Annotated in this window: 17 protein-coding genes; 6 read left to right on the top strand and 11 right to left on the bottom strand. The window is 68.9% G+C overall.

Annotated features, from left to right (window positions below):
* From I6A60_RS41980 to I6A60_RS24870, 3 genes are all read right to left on the bottom strand, one after another.
* On the bottom strand, positions 1–854 hold an 854-nt coding region (locus tag I6A60_RS41980; RefSeq protein WP_238436171.1), incomplete at its 3' end, for a hypothetical protein.
* Between the two features lie 1,325 nt (positions 855–2,179).
* A complete protein-coding gene (locus tag I6A60_RS24875) occupies positions 2,180–2,602 on the bottom strand; it encodes a phospholipase D-like domain-containing protein (RefSeq protein ID WP_203013873.1) in 423 nt (140 codons plus the stop codon).
* A 52-nt stretch (positions 2,603–2,654) separates the two neighbouring features.
* On the bottom strand, positions 2,655–2,792 hold the full coding sequence (locus tag I6A60_RS24870; protein ID WP_238436175.1) for a hypothetical protein: 138 nt from the start codon (positions 2,790–2,792) through the stop codon (positions 2,655–2,657).
* A 4-nt stretch (positions 2,793–2,796) separates the two neighbouring features.
* Between I6A60_RS24870 and I6A60_RS24865 the strand changes: the two genes are divergently transcribed.
* Positions 2,797–3,063 carry an NUDIX hydrolase gene (locus tag I6A60_RS24865; RefSeq protein ID WP_307873852.1) on the top strand — a complete coding sequence of 89 codons (267 nt, stop codon included), beginning with the start codon at positions 2,797–2,799 and terminating at the stop codon, positions 3,061–3,063.
* Positions 3,064–3,739: 676 nt separating this feature from the next.
* Here the strand turns inward: I6A60_RS24865 and I6A60_RS24860 are convergent.
* Positions 3,740–3,946 (bottom strand): hypothetical protein, encoded by a 207-nt coding sequence (locus I6A60_RS24860; RefSeq protein WP_203055703.1) that lies wholly within the window; start codon positions 3,944–3,946, stop codon positions 3,740–3,742.
* A gap of 163 nt (positions 3,947–4,109) precedes the next feature.
* Here I6A60_RS24860 and I6A60_RS24855 point away from each other — a divergent pair, with 163 nt between their 5' ends.
* On the top strand, positions 4,110–5,189 hold the full coding sequence (locus I6A60_RS24855; RefSeq protein ID WP_203013455.1) for a hypothetical protein: 1,080 nt from the start codon (positions 4,110–4,112) through the stop codon (positions 5,187–5,189).
* A 53-nt stretch (positions 5,190–5,242) separates the two neighbouring features.
* Entirely contained in the window at positions 5,243–5,614 is a 372-nt protein-coding gene (locus tag I6A60_RS24850) for a hypothetical protein (RefSeq protein ID WP_203013458.1), read from the top strand.
* 749 nt (positions 5,615–6,363) lie between these two features.
* Here the strand turns inward: I6A60_RS24850 and I6A60_RS24845 are convergent.
* From I6A60_RS24845 to I6A60_RS24825, 5 genes are all read right to left on the bottom strand, one after another.
* Positions 6,364–7,842, bottom strand: coding sequence for an ATP-binding protein (locus I6A60_RS24845; RefSeq protein ID WP_203013460.1), 1,479 nt, complete (start codon positions 7,840–7,842; stop codon positions 6,364–6,366).
* A 62-nt stretch (positions 7,843–7,904) separates the two neighbouring features.
* Positions 7,905–9,800 (bottom strand): PrgI family protein, encoded by a 1,896-nt coding sequence (locus tag I6A60_RS24840; protein ID WP_203013463.1) that lies wholly within the window; start codon positions 9,798–9,800, stop codon positions 7,905–7,907.
* Positions 9,797–11,008, bottom strand: coding sequence for a hypothetical protein (locus tag I6A60_RS24835; RefSeq protein ID WP_203013465.1), 1,212 nt, complete (start codon positions 11,006–11,008; stop codon positions 9,797–9,799). Before I6A60_RS24835 ends, I6A60_RS24840 begins: the two co-directional genes overlap by 4 nt.
* The gene (locus I6A60_RS24830) at positions 11,008–11,454 is read right to left on the bottom strand and encodes a hypothetical protein (RefSeq protein ID WP_203013468.1); all 447 of its coding nucleotides are present in this window, start codon (positions 11,452–11,454) and stop codon (positions 11,008–11,010) included. The genes I6A60_RS24835 and I6A60_RS24830 overlap by 1 nt, the downstream gene beginning before the upstream one ends.
* Positions 11,451–11,711: a hypothetical protein gene (locus I6A60_RS24825; protein ID WP_203042227.1), complete on the bottom strand. Its 261-nt coding sequence runs from the start codon at positions 11,709–11,711 to the stop codon at positions 11,451–11,453. Before I6A60_RS24825 ends, I6A60_RS24830 begins: the two co-directional genes overlap by 4 nt.
* Positions 11,712–12,177: 466 nt before the next feature.
* Between I6A60_RS24825 and I6A60_RS24820 the strand changes: the two genes are divergently transcribed.
* The gene (locus tag I6A60_RS24820; RefSeq protein WP_203013474.1) at positions 12,178–12,870 is read left to right on the top strand and encodes a DUF5710 domain-containing protein; all 693 of its coding nucleotides are present in this window, start codon (positions 12,178–12,180) and stop codon (positions 12,868–12,870) included.
* A gap of 13 nt (positions 12,871–12,883) precedes the next feature.
* Here the strand turns inward: I6A60_RS24820 and I6A60_RS24815 are convergent, their stop codons facing one another.
* Positions 12,884–13,081: a DUF397 domain-containing protein gene (locus tag I6A60_RS24815; protein WP_203013477.1), complete on the bottom strand. Its 198-nt coding sequence runs from the start codon at positions 13,079–13,081 to the stop codon at positions 12,884–12,886.
* Positions 13,082–13,089: 8 nt separating this feature from the next.
* Positions 13,090–13,938: a helix-turn-helix transcriptional regulator gene (locus tag I6A60_RS24810; RefSeq protein WP_203013479.1), complete on the bottom strand. Its 849-nt coding sequence runs from the start codon at positions 13,936–13,938 to the stop codon at positions 13,090–13,092.
* Between the two features lie 205 nt (positions 13,939–14,143).
* Between I6A60_RS24810 and I6A60_RS24805 the strand changes: the two genes are divergently transcribed.
* Together I6A60_RS24805 and I6A60_RS24800 are read left to right on the top strand one after the other, a co-directional pair.
* Entirely contained in the window at positions 14,144–14,707 is a 564-nt protein-coding gene (locus I6A60_RS24805) for a hypothetical protein (protein ID WP_238436169.1), read from the top strand.
* Positions 14,704–15,222 (top strand): hypothetical protein, encoded by a 519-nt coding sequence (locus I6A60_RS24800; protein ID WP_203013484.1) that lies wholly within the window; start codon positions 14,704–14,706, stop codon positions 15,220–15,222. The genes I6A60_RS24805 and I6A60_RS24800 overlap by 4 nt, the downstream gene beginning before the upstream one ends.
* Positions 15,223–15,351: the final 129 nt, after the last annotated feature.

The following is a 15,351-nucleotide window of genomic DNA, read 5'->3' as shown; positions in this document are numbered from 1 at the left end:
GAGTTAAAGCGCTCTCCGATAAAGCCGGAACGGTCCAGCATTAAGGCGAGATCAATAACTAGTATAAACTCGAGTGGGTCTCCGTAGTTCTTGCTTTCTGGTCGTGCGACTGATATGAAAAGCTCGCGGGCTATATGATAAGGGTCATTTGGGCGCCCTTTGTGGCGCCAGATAATTTGATCCCCTATTTCTTGGAAAGAATGACCTCTTGAGGTCATATCTAGTGCCAGCCAGAGTTCTTCCAGGGCGGCGCTCTGTCCCTCGTATAGGTGTATTGCTCCGAGGGAGACTCTTCGTGCGATCCCATTGCGGAGACGAGACGGTAACACCGCATGGAGCTGTGAATCGCGGACGCCCGCTCCTTTTGGCCAAGGCCGACGGGTCATTACGAACCCGGGTGCGGGGTAAGGCTCTAGTTCTGGATGGTCTTCGAGTGATGAGAGTTCGATCGACTGGCCGCCAAAGAAGAGGCTACGAAAGGTGATCACCGAGCGCAGGGCGATCGTTAGAGGGTCAGCATCGGAAGATGTCGACCTAAAGGTTTCGTCGATTACCCTCATGACTGCCTCGGGTAGAACGCCGCCGGTGTCCTTCGTGACAGCTTCCACCGCCATGAGACTGAGGTTTATTACATTCTGACTGACGGCCCATAGTCTAAGTCCGGATCCTGTAGCTGCAGCCTGAAGAACATGCGCTGCTTCGTGTACGAGAATTTCCGGTGGAACTTGCACCAGGCTTGCGTCCAGTGACGTGGACGACATCTCTTGAACTAACTCCCGCGAAAAGTGGCAACAGAAAATCGCGGGGTCGAAGTGTGCCCATTCGCGTGAGGTAGCATGATCCGCTTCGGTCATGATGGCGACGACGTCCGAGAGTCGTTTGACTGGTCGTCCGTTGGCACGTGCGGTGCCCGCGAATCTAGGGGGATAACCTCATAGCGGGTAAGTGCTGGCGAAGACCCGGATAGATAGTTGAGGCGAAATACTTCAAGCTTCATAAGATCTTGATCAATCTCTTTCGCGTGACGGTTTTCCAATCTATATATCCTATAGGCCAAAGCGCTTGATGAGGACGATACTAGAGTTCCTAGTTCTGGAACAATCGCACCGACGCTTGCGGGTTCGAACGTTGAGACGATGGCGATAGTGTATATTGTGGCCGCACTAAGTAGCGCTAGGAAAATGCATAGATTGAAAGAACGCTGGGCTCGCGAATAGCATTGCTGTCGCCTGTCACGGAGGTCAGCCGTTATGGTTTTTAGATAGGTCTCGATAGTGGCGTCGTTGTGGGCTGCCTGACGCCGCGACCCACGAGAAGCTAGCCGCGATTCTCCCGGAAACGGTAGATGCTGATCCAGTGGCTGAGGAAGTCGAGCCAGCATCTCATCGCTAAACCACTGCCTTGCGTCCATCGACTCAAGGGTGTCGCGGAAGTCTGGAAGTGTACTCAACGCTACTCCGAGGAGATGCAAGGTAAGTGTCGACTCTAATCTATCCGGCTTCGCCGCGTGGTGGTGGCCTCTCAGGCCGGTAGATCATTGCTCGACGACACGCGCCGGCGAGCATGGCGTGCCGGCGCGACGCGCAGCCATCGCGCGGCGCGGCCAGGAGTCGCCACTTGATCTGCCAAAACGACTGGTCCTGCAACCACCCCGACCGACAACCGACCCGCCGTTCCTGTCGCCGTTCGACGGTCGTGATCGCGGCCTGACGTCCGGACGCCGCCAGTGACGCCGAGCCTGTTTGCCTTCGACTCCGGCTCTCGCCGCTGCGCGGCGAGAGGTCCCGGGGGCGGTCAGGGGCGACCAAATCGCGCGCTCTACGCAGGTCCACCTCTCCAGGCAACCCGCAGACGCTGTCGCTCGTCTGCCTTCCGGGCGAAGCCTCGAAGGCGAAACACCCCCTTCGTCGGCAACACGGGTCGACATCGTGTGACCCCTTGGGGACCGGTTGGCGCGTATTGCTGTTGCGACCAGGTGGATGGTGGGATGCTCGCAGGATGTCTCCTGTTCACCGTGGCTGAACAGTGGTCAGGAGACCCGCGATCGAGGCTCGTCGCTGGAACCTACATACCGGCGTCGCCCATGGGGCCGCCGCTTGAGCGTGCAGCCGTGGCGGACGTTGCGGTGGCGTCGGGGGCAGCCGCACTACTCGGGCCTGTACTGGTCCGCGCGGCGCCTTCACCCGCGCGGGCGCGTCTTTTGCCCTGTCCTAGTCGCCTGTGGTTGACGGTGGCGAGAATGCCAGACCATGATCCCGACACGTCGGGTCGGGTGGCGGGGGGACGCAGGGGTACGGACGCCGCGTTGGTGACCGCCGAGACCGCGCTGGACCTGTCGTTGGCGACCGCGGCCGGTGTGGCTGATGGTGCCGGTGGTCCACATCTGGTCGAAGTCGGTGCGGTAGCCGTCGGCGAGCGGGGCACTGGCGATCGTGATGATGTTGTTTTCCTGCCGGGTCCAGGCGTCGTCGGTGAAGTTCGTCGACCCGGTCCACACCGCCGCCGACGCCAAGCCTGTCTCCGCCGGGGTGGTGGTGGCGTCGCGGATGACGTATTTCGAGTGCATCAGCTGTCCACCCGCCCGGATCGGCCGGGTCTGCACCCCGGTACCGGCGAAGTGCTGGGTGACCCAGTCCGCGCGGTGTCGATCGGGGTCAGTCGCCCTCCGTCGAACACGGGATCAGGCCCTCGGTGCGTTCGGGTGTCGCTGGCACCCAGTCGACCGCGAGAAGGCCACCGATGGGCCGGTCGAGGTCCAGTTCCTCGAACAGCTCCCGGCGTGCCGCGGTCATCCTCGTGGACGACGACAGCCGGATCCTGATCGTGCAGCCGACCTACCGGCCAGGCTGGGACCTCCCAGGCGGAGTAGTCGAACAAGAGGAATCCCCTCACTCCGCGGCGCTCCAACACCCCGCCGACGAACTCGCCGCCTGGACGTTCGCGGCGATCGACCAACTACCCGGATTGATGGTGCCGCTACTCGCCCGGCGGATCGCCGCCTGCCTCGCGGCCCGCACGACCGGCAAGACCGCCTACCTCGAAGACGGCACACCGCCGCGCTGACCCACAGCACCCGCGAAGGTGTCCCGCCCGCGGCGGTTAGAGTGCGGGCCAGAGTTGGTCGGTTTCGTACCGGCGTGTCGGCCAGGCAGCTGGCTGGGGCAACAAACGGGGGAAAAGTGCGAAACAGGATACGTGGATTAGCCGTTGCCTCCTGCGCGGTCGTCGTCGTCGGCGGCGTCCAGGTCGTGCTCGCCAGCCCCGCGTCCGCTGGGTCGAGCGGCCGGACTTTGACGGCTCTCGCGGTGCGGTCGGGTCCTGGTGATGCCAATGGTCAGACGGGTTCGCTGTCGTCCGGGCAGACGGTCGGTATCCACTGCTATGTGGCGGGACAGTCCGTCTCGGGGCCTTACGGGACCGAAGATCTCTGGGATGCGCTCGACACCGGCGGTTACATCCCTGACGCCGAGCTGTACACCGGTTCGAACGGTGCCACCGTTCCCGCGTGTCCCAGTGCCCAGTTCGGTACGGGTACCTATCCCGTCGCCTGGACCGGGGCCAGCGGCTATAGCCCGCGTACCGCCCAGTCACTCAACTCGGCCTCGACCGGTGCTGTCCTGCCCACCGGACTTCTTGTCGCTATCACCTGCGAAACGACCGGGCAGGCACTCACCGACTCGGCTGGCTACACCAGTAGCCGGTGGGACGCTCTCGCGGGCGGGGGCTGGATTCCCAACGTCTATCTCGACACGCAGGTCAACGGCGCGACACCCGGCGTGGGTGAGTGCGCCGCGCCGACGCAGGCGCCGTCGGACGACGGCTCCGGCGCCGGTAGCTCCAGCGACAGCGGGAACACGTCGGCCGCCGGCTCCGCGGCGTCGGGCTCGGCCGGCGGAGGCGCCGGTGCGTCGACCCCGGGCGCGGCGCCCGTCAGCGGCTCCGGCACGCCCCCTGCCGGGAGTTCCGCGGGGGGCGGCGCAACGAGCGGCCGGCCGGCAGCAGGCACCGGCCGGACTTTGACGGCTCTCGCGGTGCGGTCGGGTCCTGGTGATGCCAATGGTCAGACGGGTTCGCTGTCGTCCGGGCAGACGGTCGGTATCCACTGCTATGTGGCGGGACAGTCCGTCTCGGGGCCTTACGGGACCGAAGATCTCTGGGATGCGCTCGACACCGGCGGTTACATCCCTGACGCCGAGCTGTACACCGGTTCGAACGGTGCCACCGTTCCCGCGTGTCCCAGTGCCCAGTTCGGTACGGGTACCTATCCCGTCGCCTGGACCGGGGCCAGCGGCTATAGCCCGCGTACCGCCCAGTCACTCAACTCGGCCTCGACCGGTGCTGTCCTGCCCACCGGACTTCTTGTCGCTATCACCTGCGAAACGACCGGGCAGGCACTCACCGACTCGGCTGGCTACACCAGTAGCCGGTGGGACGCTCTCGCGGGCGGGGGCTGGATTCCCAACGTCTATCTCGACACGCAGGTCAACGGCGCGACACCCGGCGTAACTACCTGTAGCTCCGCCGACAGAGCCGTGACGGGCGGCGGCGCCCCGCCGGCCACCGGTGGCGGCTCGAGCTCGACGCAGACCGCGCACAACACCGACCCGTGTCTTGCCGAGTTCCAGCCCGGCACAATCACGACACACTCGATCTTCGGGGGCAGCGAGACCAACTATGATCGCACCGCGAGTGCGCTGCAGGCCTGCGAAGGCTGGGGGCTCAGCGACGCGTCGATCAGCGCCTGGGAACTCGCGTGTGTCACGATCGGAGTCGTCGTCGGCGTCGTGGGCAAGAAGAACCTCAAGCTCAAACGGGCCGACAAGGCCTGCGACTACCTCGGCATCGCGTCCGACGCCAACGCGGCGCAGTATTTCGCCACTTTCAAGGATCAGCTTTGCGGACCGATCGCGGACGAGATAGGGACGACCGTCGGCGTGTTCGCCGCTGGCGCGACAGCGGAGTCGGGGCCTGTTGCCGTAGCGATCGGGGTGGCAACCTACAAGCTGCTCAGCACCGAGATCAATCTGTACTGTTCTGGGGACCTCGCCAAAGTGCACCAGCTCGGCGTTTACATCGAGACCAAACACGAGGCACAGGTGCGCGCGGACATCGTGAACAAGGGCGAGTGCCTGGAGCTGGTCAAGGTCTTCGGTGTGCTCGACTGGAGGGCCGTGCGGTGCACCTCATGATCGGCCGGGCTTCCGGGAGGCCGGTGGGACGGTTCACCGCGGCCCTGCTGCTCGTGACCGCGCTGGTCGCGGCCTGTTCGGGGCATCGCGCCCCGGCGGGCGCAGGCGGTGTGACCGAGGGTGGTGCCCCGTCGATCGATCCCGCCGTCGCTGCAGCGGTCCGTCCGACCGCGGCCTGCGCCTTCGTCAACAGGGTCAACATCGCCGCGCGGGCAGTGCCTTCCGCGGCGGCGGGCCTGCGGCTGTTGGCCGAGTTTGCGCCGCAGTTTGACGCACAGCTCGCGAACGCGCCGGTCGCGATACGCGGAGACATGGGCACGGTCTTCGCCGCGTCGCGAACGGCGCTCGCGCGCCAGGACCTGACCTACCTCGCCACTGACCCGGTCACGGCCGCTGGCGGCCGCCTGGCGGCCGAGTGCGGTTGACCTCTCGCGGGGAGCGGGGCCGGTGCGCGCCGCCCTGCCAGCGTTCCTGTTCTCAAGCTGCCACTGGCCGGGGGCACGCTCCCCGGGTGGTCGGCCAGCGTCGCGCCGGTCGCTGGGAGGGCTCCCGCTCGGTTCCCTGGCAGGAGTTCAGGGTGGCGATACCGTGCACCCAGGCGAGTTCGAGGTAGGGAGCAAGGGCAACATCGACGTGAGCGCTCAAGCTGCCGCCGGACGCGAGTACCTGGGGATGCGCGTCACCCACGAATGAAGGCAGGCTATGCAGATCGACGCGTTGCCGCCGAAATCGCCCGATGCGCCGCACCAGAAGATCGTAACGGTGCCACTCGAAGTAAGCTTGGCCCCACCGTGGACCGCTCGCCAGCCGAGCGGGACGTCAGCGGAGTCGTAAGGCCTTTTAGCGTGATAGACGGCGTCGGCGTCCCGGTAAGCCCAGGGTGGCTACATACAGCAACTATAACAACGATATATCGGCGACAGTGTCGGGGCTCGATGGTCGTCGCCCGCACCGCCGATGTGTGCTCATTGTGTGTACGAACGTCGCGACACGATGCAGCACTCCGGAACCTTTGATGACACAAAAATCGGCCGCCACCTGGACAAACAGGCAAGGTTCGGAACGGGCGAACACGTAGAAACACCCCACTGGCCGACTTGTAATCGGACGGCGAGGCCGTTCGCGGCGGATGGCCGTTTGGTCTGGCTCGCGGCCTCTGAGGCTCCTCGCGGTGTCATGCGTGTGGCACCGGCGAGTTGATCATAGCGGCATCGGTGTCGGCGAAGGTCCACTCGTCCGGGGTCATGGTGTGGTCGACGAGTGCGGTGTGGGGGCCGATCTGCCAGAGGGCGGTGAACGGAGGCAGCTGGTCGAGGAGGTCCGTTTGGCGGCGGGTGAGGCCCATGTTGGCGAACAGTGAGCCGACGTGTTCGGGGTTCTGGTGGAGAAATACGCGTACTGATGTGGTGTTCAGGAGTCCTTCGGCGGTGGCTGAAGCGCCGCTGCTGCCGGTCCGGGTCCGAAGGTCCGCGATGGCGTGGGTGATGAGGATGTTGACCTGGCCGAACTGCCTGCCGAGGCGCCATTGGTTTTCGAGGTGGCGGGCGATGGCCGGGTCGTCGAGGGCGATCCAGGCCTCGTCGACGATGGTGACCTTGTGGGTCGCGCGTTGGCCGTACATGACGGCGGCGAGCCAGCCGGTCGCGGCGGTCAGGACGAGTTTCAGTGTTCTGGGCTGGGTGAGTAGGGCGGACAGGTCGAGGATCAGGCCCGGGGCGGTGTGCCAGGCGAGGCCTCGGCTGGTTGGTCCGTCGGCGATGCCGCGCAGGTCGTGTTCGAGCAGCGTGACGGTGGCGTCGAGCAGGGGGCGGCGGCGGTCGAGGAGCTCGTCGAGGGTGGTGTCCAGGTCTTCGGCCAGGGCGTGGTCGGGCTGGGCGAGAAGGTGACGGACGTCGTGCAGGGTTGGCGCGGTCGGTCCTGACGGGGTCGCGCCGGGCCGGGTGCTGATGCGGCGGGCGGTTTCGACGAGCAGGCGTTGTTGGCTGGGGTCGAGTGCCGGGTGGTCGAGGGCGACGGCGAGGAGGGTTTCCAGGACGGCAGCGCGTCGCGCGGCGACGCCGTCGATGTCGCCTTGCCCGCCGATGCCGGCTGGGTTGGCCGTCGAGCTGCGAGTCCTGGCGGAGGCCCTCATGCTGGTCGATCCGGCGGCGGGCGGGTCGTGGTCGGCGCCGGTGGTTTTCGAGCTTCCCGCGCCGGACGGAGGTGCGGGCGAGGCGCTGATCGTGGTGGCGCGCTGCCTGGGCGGTGATAGGTGGCCTGGCGCGGTATCCAGCGGGTTGACGCGGACGGTGCCGCCAGGTTGGAGGCGCAGCACGGCGTAGCCGAGGCGTTGACCGAGGGCCGTCCATTCGCCCTTTGGGTCGATGACCGCTGTCCAGCGGGGACGGCCGGTCAGCGCGGTCAGGGCGGTGGTGCGGTGCAGGTAGGCCTTAGCGAGGGCGCTTTTTCCGTGGGCGCCGGCGCCGGAGATCAGCATGTTGGGGCCTTGGATGAGGCCGGCTTCGTAGGCGTCGATGAGGTCGAAATGGAAGGGGCCGCCGGCGAGGCGGTCGGCGCCCAGTAGCGGTCCGGCGGTGCCCGATCCGGTGGCGATCGGCAGGGGGCTTAGCGCGCAGAGGTGGGCGGTTGTGGCGATCTGCCAGGGCAGGGTCACCGGGACCGCCGGTCCTTGCGCTGCCCGGCGACCGAGTCGGCGAAGGGCGAGTGGTCGTGGCATCAGGCGGCTCCAGGGTGAACGCGGCGGATGACGCGGCCGAACGGCAGGGTCGCGGGGAGGGCGTGGTGGTGGCGGCCGTGCAGGGGGCGCAGGTCGGTGATGCCGGTGCGGGCGGCGAGATCGGCCAGTTCGGCGGAGGCGGCGTCGAGGGTGTCCCGGTCGGGAGCCGCCAGGTCGATCAGCGCGAGGTAGGCGAGTTCGGGGTGGCCGGCGGACAGTTCGGCGTCGCGTTGGCGGATCTCGTCGTGGGCGCGGGCGAGCTGGTCGGGGATGCGGACGGCGTGCCGGTCGCGGATCTGCAGAGCCAGGTCGACGGCGGCCGTGTCGTGGTTGAGCCTTCGGCGCGATGCCCGGCCAGAGACGGGGGCGAACGCGACCGTCAGGGTCCGGGCGCAGGGGGCTTCGTGCAGGAGGGGGTCAAGCCAGCCGGGGTGTAGCGGTCCGGCGGGCCAGGCGGCGACCCAGAAGACTCGGTGCCACGTCCGACCGGTCCGGACAGCGTCCCAGCAGACCTTGAGATCGCGGCTATCCGTCGGGCGCCTGGCGCCGCGACGCCACCCGGCGGGGACGGCGTCGGGCTGATGGGCTGCGGGCGTCGGCTCGCGTCGGCCCGGCGGCGTTGGGCGGCTTTCACCGTCACCGTCTCCTTCGCCGGTCCCGGCGGCTGGCGGCGTGAAGGATTGTCGACCGCTTGGCCCTCGCCGCGTCGGTGGATGGTGGCTGTCGCGAGCGCCGGCGAGGCCCGCGCGGGCGGCCAGGCCGAGCGGCTCTCGGACTACCGTGTCCGGCCGCGTCGGCGGCTGCTGAAGGGACGCCGATTCGACTGTGAAGCGGTCAACGGCTGAACCCGGCGATGGGTGACCGTCGGCCCGGTCTGGCGTTTCGCCGTCCTCGGCGGATGGGCTGGGATCGGTGGCGAGGGTGAGGTCGGCGGCGAGCTGGGTGGCGCTGAGGACGCCGTGAACGGTGAGGCCGGCGCTGGTCGCGCGGGCGGCGAGTGCCGCGGCGGCGTCGACGGCGACCAGCTCCGGTCGGGCGGATTTGCCGCGCCGGCGGTGGCCCCGGCGGTGACCGGCGTCGACGGTGAGCCAGAGGCGTAGCTCGTGATGTTGCAGCACCGTGTCGTCGACGAGCCGCCAGTAGGAGGTCAGGGTGGCCTCTGCGACGTCGCGGCGGGTACCGCCGAGCGGTGTTCGGTCGAGTCGCGACGCCTCTTGCCTGTTCTGGCCGGCCGGCGTCGCCGTTGGTCCGGGCTTCCGTGGATCTTCGGTGGGGGAGTGGCGGGTGCGCAGGGTCCAGCCGAAGGCGAGGATGCCCCGGGAGCGCGCTGTCTGGGCTAGGACGCGGGCCCAGGCGGCCAAAGCGCGGTGTTGGTCTGGGGTGTCCAGCAGCGTGAAGGGGCCGCCCCGGACGTCGAGGACGACGGTCAACGCGCCGCTGTCGAGGTGGCGGATCACGGCAGGCGGCTCGCCATCCGAGGTGCGTAGTGCTTTGGTCGCGGTGTCGACGATTTCGATGTCGCGCAGCCAGCCGGCACCCAGCCAGCAGGGCAGGCCGCCCGCTGCCGCTGCCGGCGGCGGTCGGTGTCCACGGCCTGCGATCCGCCCAGAGGATCGGCGCGCTGCCGCGCGGCGGGGATGCGTGAGCGCATAGCGGACGAGCAAAGGCAACGCCTGATAGAGGGGTTCGCCGTCGACGCGGACGGTCGCGATCAGTACAGCCGCGGTCAGGCACGTCGCCCCGGCGACGAGGCCGGCGGAGCCGCCGAGCATCGTGGTCGCGGCGACCATGAGGAGGATGCCGGTCGCCGCCAGGGCGAGCTGGGCGACGGTTAGCCCGTAGAACGCGGTTCCGCTGCGTCGCGGCGCCAGCCGGTAGACAGGCTCATCGCTCACTGGTCGGTCCCCGGCGCCGCGGCGCCGTCCGGTTCGCCACGGGGTCGCTGGCGCCGATCGTCCCTCTGAACGTCTGTCGGCGGCGGGTTCGGGACCGGCGGCCGTACCTCTGGCCCCGGCGGGTTCTGTGCTCCCGGCCGGCCGCCCCGTCTGCCGGCGCGGGCGGCGGGCGGTGGGTCCGGCAGGGTGCGTGGAGGGCCGAAGCCGCCGGTGCCGGCTCGCTCGCCGCCGGGGCGGTCGGGCCGGCCTGCGCCGCCTCCCGGCAGCGCGCCCGGGCGGCCGCCGCCTCCGCCGGACAGGAAGCGGCTGTAGTAGGCCAGTTGGGCGGCTGACTGGGCAGCGCGGAACGGTGCGCGCGACACTCCCTGTGCCAAGGCGTAGGCCTCGGCGAGGGGCATCAGTCGCCACACCACGAACGGCATGCACGCCGCGACGACCAGCACCGTGAGGCCGAGCAGGTAAGGCCCCCAGTTGGCCGTGCCCGTGCCGCTCACAACCGTCCCCAGGGCCGAGCCGTTCTGGCTCTGGTGGAGCTGGTCGATCCCGATCCGTAGCGCGACGAAGATCGCTGGTTTCGCGAGGACAACCGCCGCGGTCAGCTTGACGACCTCACCCGCCGCGGCCCGAGCGGCCGGCATCACCGACGCGGCGAAGCTCAGCGGCGCGAGCGCCACGACCACCATGACCAGCCCGTCGCGCACGACGAGTTCCATCGTCAACAGCACCCCGCCGCAGAACGCGACCACGGTCACGAGCAGCCCCGGCACATCCGTCGACGGCGGCGCGGCCATCACGTCCGCCAGTTGCCGGCCCTGCGCCGCGGGCAGGACCGCCTCGGCGAGCACGTCGGCCAGGCTGAGCATCTGGTCGACCAGCCACGGGAACCCGCCGATCGCGAGCACCGCGACCGGCACCTGCCGGACCAGTCGCGCGAACGCCTGCCCCGGCTCCCCGGACAGCAGACCCTGTATGACGCCGAGCACCAGCGTCCCGATAAGTAGCACGGTGCTGAACAGCGCGACCGTGTGGTACGGCCCGTCACCGGCCACGAAACTCGCCGCGGTCACCTGCGGCCTGGTCGACGAGGAGAACAGCCCGGCCAACAGGTCGTGCAGCCGGTCGCCGAACGCCGTCACGAACAGGCCGATCATCGCCTCCAGGATCGGCCGGACCGTGGCCGTGGACAGGTTCCCGAGGAGCGCACCCATCAGGCCAGCCGCCCCACCATCGGCGGCGCGAGCGAAGCGGCCGGGGTCGTGAGCACGGGGCAGGCCGGGCTCGGCGCTGGATGCAGTAGTCGCCAAACCAACGCCGCGCACAGCCCGGCCGCGACCAGCAGCATCACCACGGTCACCCAGGCGACGAACCGCTCGCCCCATCTGTAGCCGCTGACTGGCCCGGGCACCGCAGGCCTGGACGACGCCGGTTCGTTGCCCATCCATCCGGACGGCGCATCGGTGACGAGAGCGGGCTGCAGAGGCAGTTCGGGAATCCATCCCGAGCCCGCGAGTACGGCCGGTCCACTGACGACCGGTGGGGTCTCGGCTGGTAGGCGGGGGATCCAGCCGGAGCCAGCCGAGTCGGGCAGTTCGGGGCCGGCCGGAGCGGAGGTCCAGCCCGGCGTCGGCGCGGCGTGCGGGTTGGGGGCGTTCATCGGCTCATCCAGCCGATCAGCGACGGCGCCAGCAAGATCAGTACAGCCCCACCGCCACCACCCAGCACCATCCCGAGTCCGCGGCCCGACGCCTGCCCGGCGCCGGTCGCCCGGCCCACGCCGAGCGCCGCCCCACCGATCACGACCGACCCGATGCAGCAGGCCAGCCCAAGCTGCGACGCCACATCCAGAAACGTCTGGATCTTGTCCTGACCCGGCATCCCCTGCCATCCGGGCCGGACGTCGATCCCCGGCACGCCCTCACCCGTCGCGCCGGGTGAGGGCGCGCTCGTCGCGGCTCCCGCCGGCGACGAAGATCCGCATACCGCCAGCAGCAGCGCTGCCCCGGCCATCGAGAGCAGCCGTCTGGCGCGTCGCGACCAGGCCCGCACCCGCGGCCGCCAACCACCTTGGAGAACCATCAGCACCTCCGGACGTAGAAAGCCCTCTACTTCCGCAGTGCGAATCCGAAGCCCCCAACCGGAAGTTGCTGCCAAGCAAAATCTCGGCCGACCGAACCTCGCCGTCCGCGAGACGAACAACCGGGTGGGCCACGCGGCGCCCGTCCCGCAGCTGTCTAAGTACGGACCCGCGCTCTGGAGCGAAGCGACACGCGGGGGCGCGACAAACTCGACATAGAGAACAACCCATCAACAATGGAAGGTGGTTCCTGTTGTGTGTCGTCGGCCGCTGCAGTCGGGCGACTGTCCATGGAGGTGCGTGATGGACTGGTCAGGTGGCCGGCGCTGCTGGCTGGAGGTCCCCTTCGCGGAGAAGGACCTGGCGAAGGCTGCCGGGGCGCGCTGGGACCCGGCGGCCGGGCGGTGGTACGCGCCGCGACCTGACATGCCGGGCCTGGATCGCTGGGCGGTCCGGTCTGATCTGCCCGCGCTGCTGCCGGGGGAGGACCGGTCGTTCGGATCAGGGCTGTTCGTCGACCTGGTGCCGTCGTCGTGCTGGTTCACCAACGCGCGGTCCTGCCTGGAACCCGGTGACTGGGCCCGGCTGCGTCGGATGGTGCTGGCCCGCGCGAACCAGCGCTGCGAGGCCTGCGGGCGGGGGCGCGACCAGGAGACGCTCCGCTGGTTGGAGGTCCACGAACGATGGGCCTACGACGAGCTGACCCATGTGCAGCGCCTGCGCCGGCTGGTGTGCCTGTGCTCGTCGTGCCATACGGCGACGCACTTCGGCCGGGCTGTCGCGCACGGCGGGGATCTCGATGCGCTCGCCCATCTCCGCCAGGTCACGGGCATGACCGATTCCGAGGCCGTCGATCATGTAGGCGTCGCCTTCGCCCTGTGGGAAATGCGCTCGCAGGCGGTCTGGACCTTGGACCTCAGCATCCTCACCGGCGCTGGCCTCGCGCTACGTCCGCCCCCGGTGCCCGCGGACCGTGCGCGGGCCGCCCGACTATGAGAATCGCGGGCAGTTAGTCGTCGAACTCGCAGTCCCGGGCACCGGAAAGAAACGCCGCCCATTCTGCGCGGGTGAACTGCAAGACGGGCCCATCGGGGTCCTTGCTGTCGCGGACGACTCGTGTGCCATCGGGGAGGACCGCGACTTCGACGCAGTTGGTCTGGGTGGCGCTGTAGGAGGACTTGCGCCAGGTCGCCTGGGTGAGATCCATCGGCCTGTTCACCTGCGTTCGTACTCGTCGGCCGTGGTGGTGAGGTACTCGGATGACGCTGCCGGGTCGAGTGCCTGTGTGGCCAGGGTATCCGCGGCGTCGAGGAAAGGTTGGACGTCGGCGGGGTCGTCGACGAAGAGGCTCGAGCGCAGATGTTCGAGGTGGACGATGGCCGGTGCCTTCTCGAACTGAAGGGTTACCCAGGACCCGTGGACGCCCGGGTGGGCGCCGGAGCCGAACGGAAGGACTTGGACGGTGACGCCGTGCCGTCGGTTCGCGGCGGCGAGGTGGCGTAGCTGGTCGGCCATGACGGCCGGTCCGCCAACCGGACGACGGATCGCGGCGTCGTCGAGCAGGACGTGCAACTCCGGGGACTGGGCCCGGTTGAGGATGGCCTGACGGCCGAGGCGGGTCGCGACGCGAGCATCGACCTCGCCCGCGGGGACGCCCCCGTCAATCATGACTGCTCGGGCGTAGCCAGGTGTCTGGAGCAGCCCGGGGACAAGGAGCATCGCGACGTCCGTGATGCGGGTTGCCTGGGCCTCGAATCCGATGAGGGCGGTGAGCTGGTTGGGGATGCCGGCCGGGCCGGTCTCCCACCAGCCTGGTCGGTCGATCTCCCGGGCGAGGGTGAGTAGCCGCTCGCGGTCGTCGCCGGTGACCTGGTAGACGACGAGCAGGGCGGCGACGTCCTCGGGGCTGATCGCGCGCAGGCCGTTCTCGAGCCGGCTGAGGGTGGATGGGTGCCAGCCGAGTCGGTCGGCGGCGGCGCGGCTGGTCAGGCCGGTGTGTGCGCGGAGGTCGCGCAGCTCTGCGCCGAGTCCGCGGGTGCGAGCGGACGGGGGTCGCCGAGGCATCGTCCGGTCTCCTTCCCGCATCAGTGGCTGTGCCGGCACGTGACGCTACCGAAACCCGACGGGAGCCGATCTGACCCCTTGCCATATGTTGCAGCAACACACATAATTGCAGCAACATGTCGAGGCTGGTGCTGGCAGGCGACTGATCGAGGCCGAGCTCGTCGCCAGTCGGACCGAGGATTGGGGGGCCAGGAGCATGCAGGTGATGATCGATGTGGACGGTGGTGCTGACGGCCTGGTGACCGTCGAGCTGCCGTCGTTCTCGCTGCCGGCCGTAGCCGGTGTGCTCGTGGCCGGCCTCGACCCGGATCCCCGATCTGGTGTCCGCGGGTCTCACTGCGCCGGGATCGAGACCGCGACGACGCTGGTGCCCGATGGGGACGGTGGGCTGTTGTTCGTGCCGGCGCATCCGTATCCGCCGGAGGCGGTCGCGCGACGGCTCGGGGCAACGCGGCCCGCGCGGGCGCTGGTGGTGTGTCCTCGGTTGGTGTCGCCGGGGCGAACGATCCTCTCGCTTGTGGTCGCGCGGTTGCTCGCCGATCGGCGCGGCTCGGCGGTGGCGGGTCAGGAGTCGGTCGTGGCGTGCGGGGCTCGGCCGCGATGTGCGTGGGAGAGCGGGGAAGTGGTCCTCCCGCATCTGGTGTCGGTCGTGACTCCGGGGTCCGTTCGGCTGCGGGTCGTCTGGGAGATCATCGACCTTCGGCGCCTGCCGACCCTGCTGGCCAGCAGGCGACCGAGCGGCGTCGAGCCGGTGGCGGTGACAGTGTGACGCCGCAGGATCTGGGCGCCGTCGATCCGGCGACCGCCCGCCCCGGGACGGCTGCCGGTGAAGACTGGGCCGGCGACAGAGGCGCCCTCGCCGCGGACCTGGGCGCGGTCGCGGAAGTTTTGACGGACGCTCGGCTCTGGCTCGCTCACCTCGCGGATTTGCCCGTTGACGAGTTCGCGCTGGCCGATGCCTGGTTGGAGACCGCGACGACCCGCCTCGACCAGACCCGAGCCTTGTTGACGACGGTCCTCGCCACCTGCCGCAACGCGGACCTCGCGCCCGTGGGCGCGGGTTCCCAGCCAAGCCCAGCTGTCGCGGATTCCTCCGGCCGGAGCGAGGAGGCGAGCGCGTCAGCCCAGCTCTTCGCCGTCGTCCACCTGCCGGACGACACCTGCACCGGCGCGGCGACTGTGACGGTCGCGTTCGAATCGGCCCGAGCCGCCAGCCTCTATGCGCGCCGCAAGCAGTATAGCCGCCACCTCGTAGTCCCGCTCTTTTTCGACACGACGCGTTAGCCCGATCCGTCATCCGCTACCCGTCGCGAGTGGCATCGCGCCAGCTCGCCGCTGTGCTGCGGCGTGCCCCAGCTGTTCGCCCGCTGCCACCGGCGCCAGCTGGCCCAGTCGCACGGCGCCGGTTGAACG

Source organism: Frankia sp. AgB1.9 (assembly GCF_016786355.1).
GTDB lineage: Bacteria > Actinomycetota > Actinomycetes > Frankiales > Frankiaceae > Pseudofrankia.
This window is presented reverse-complemented; position numbering and strand designations above follow the sequence as displayed.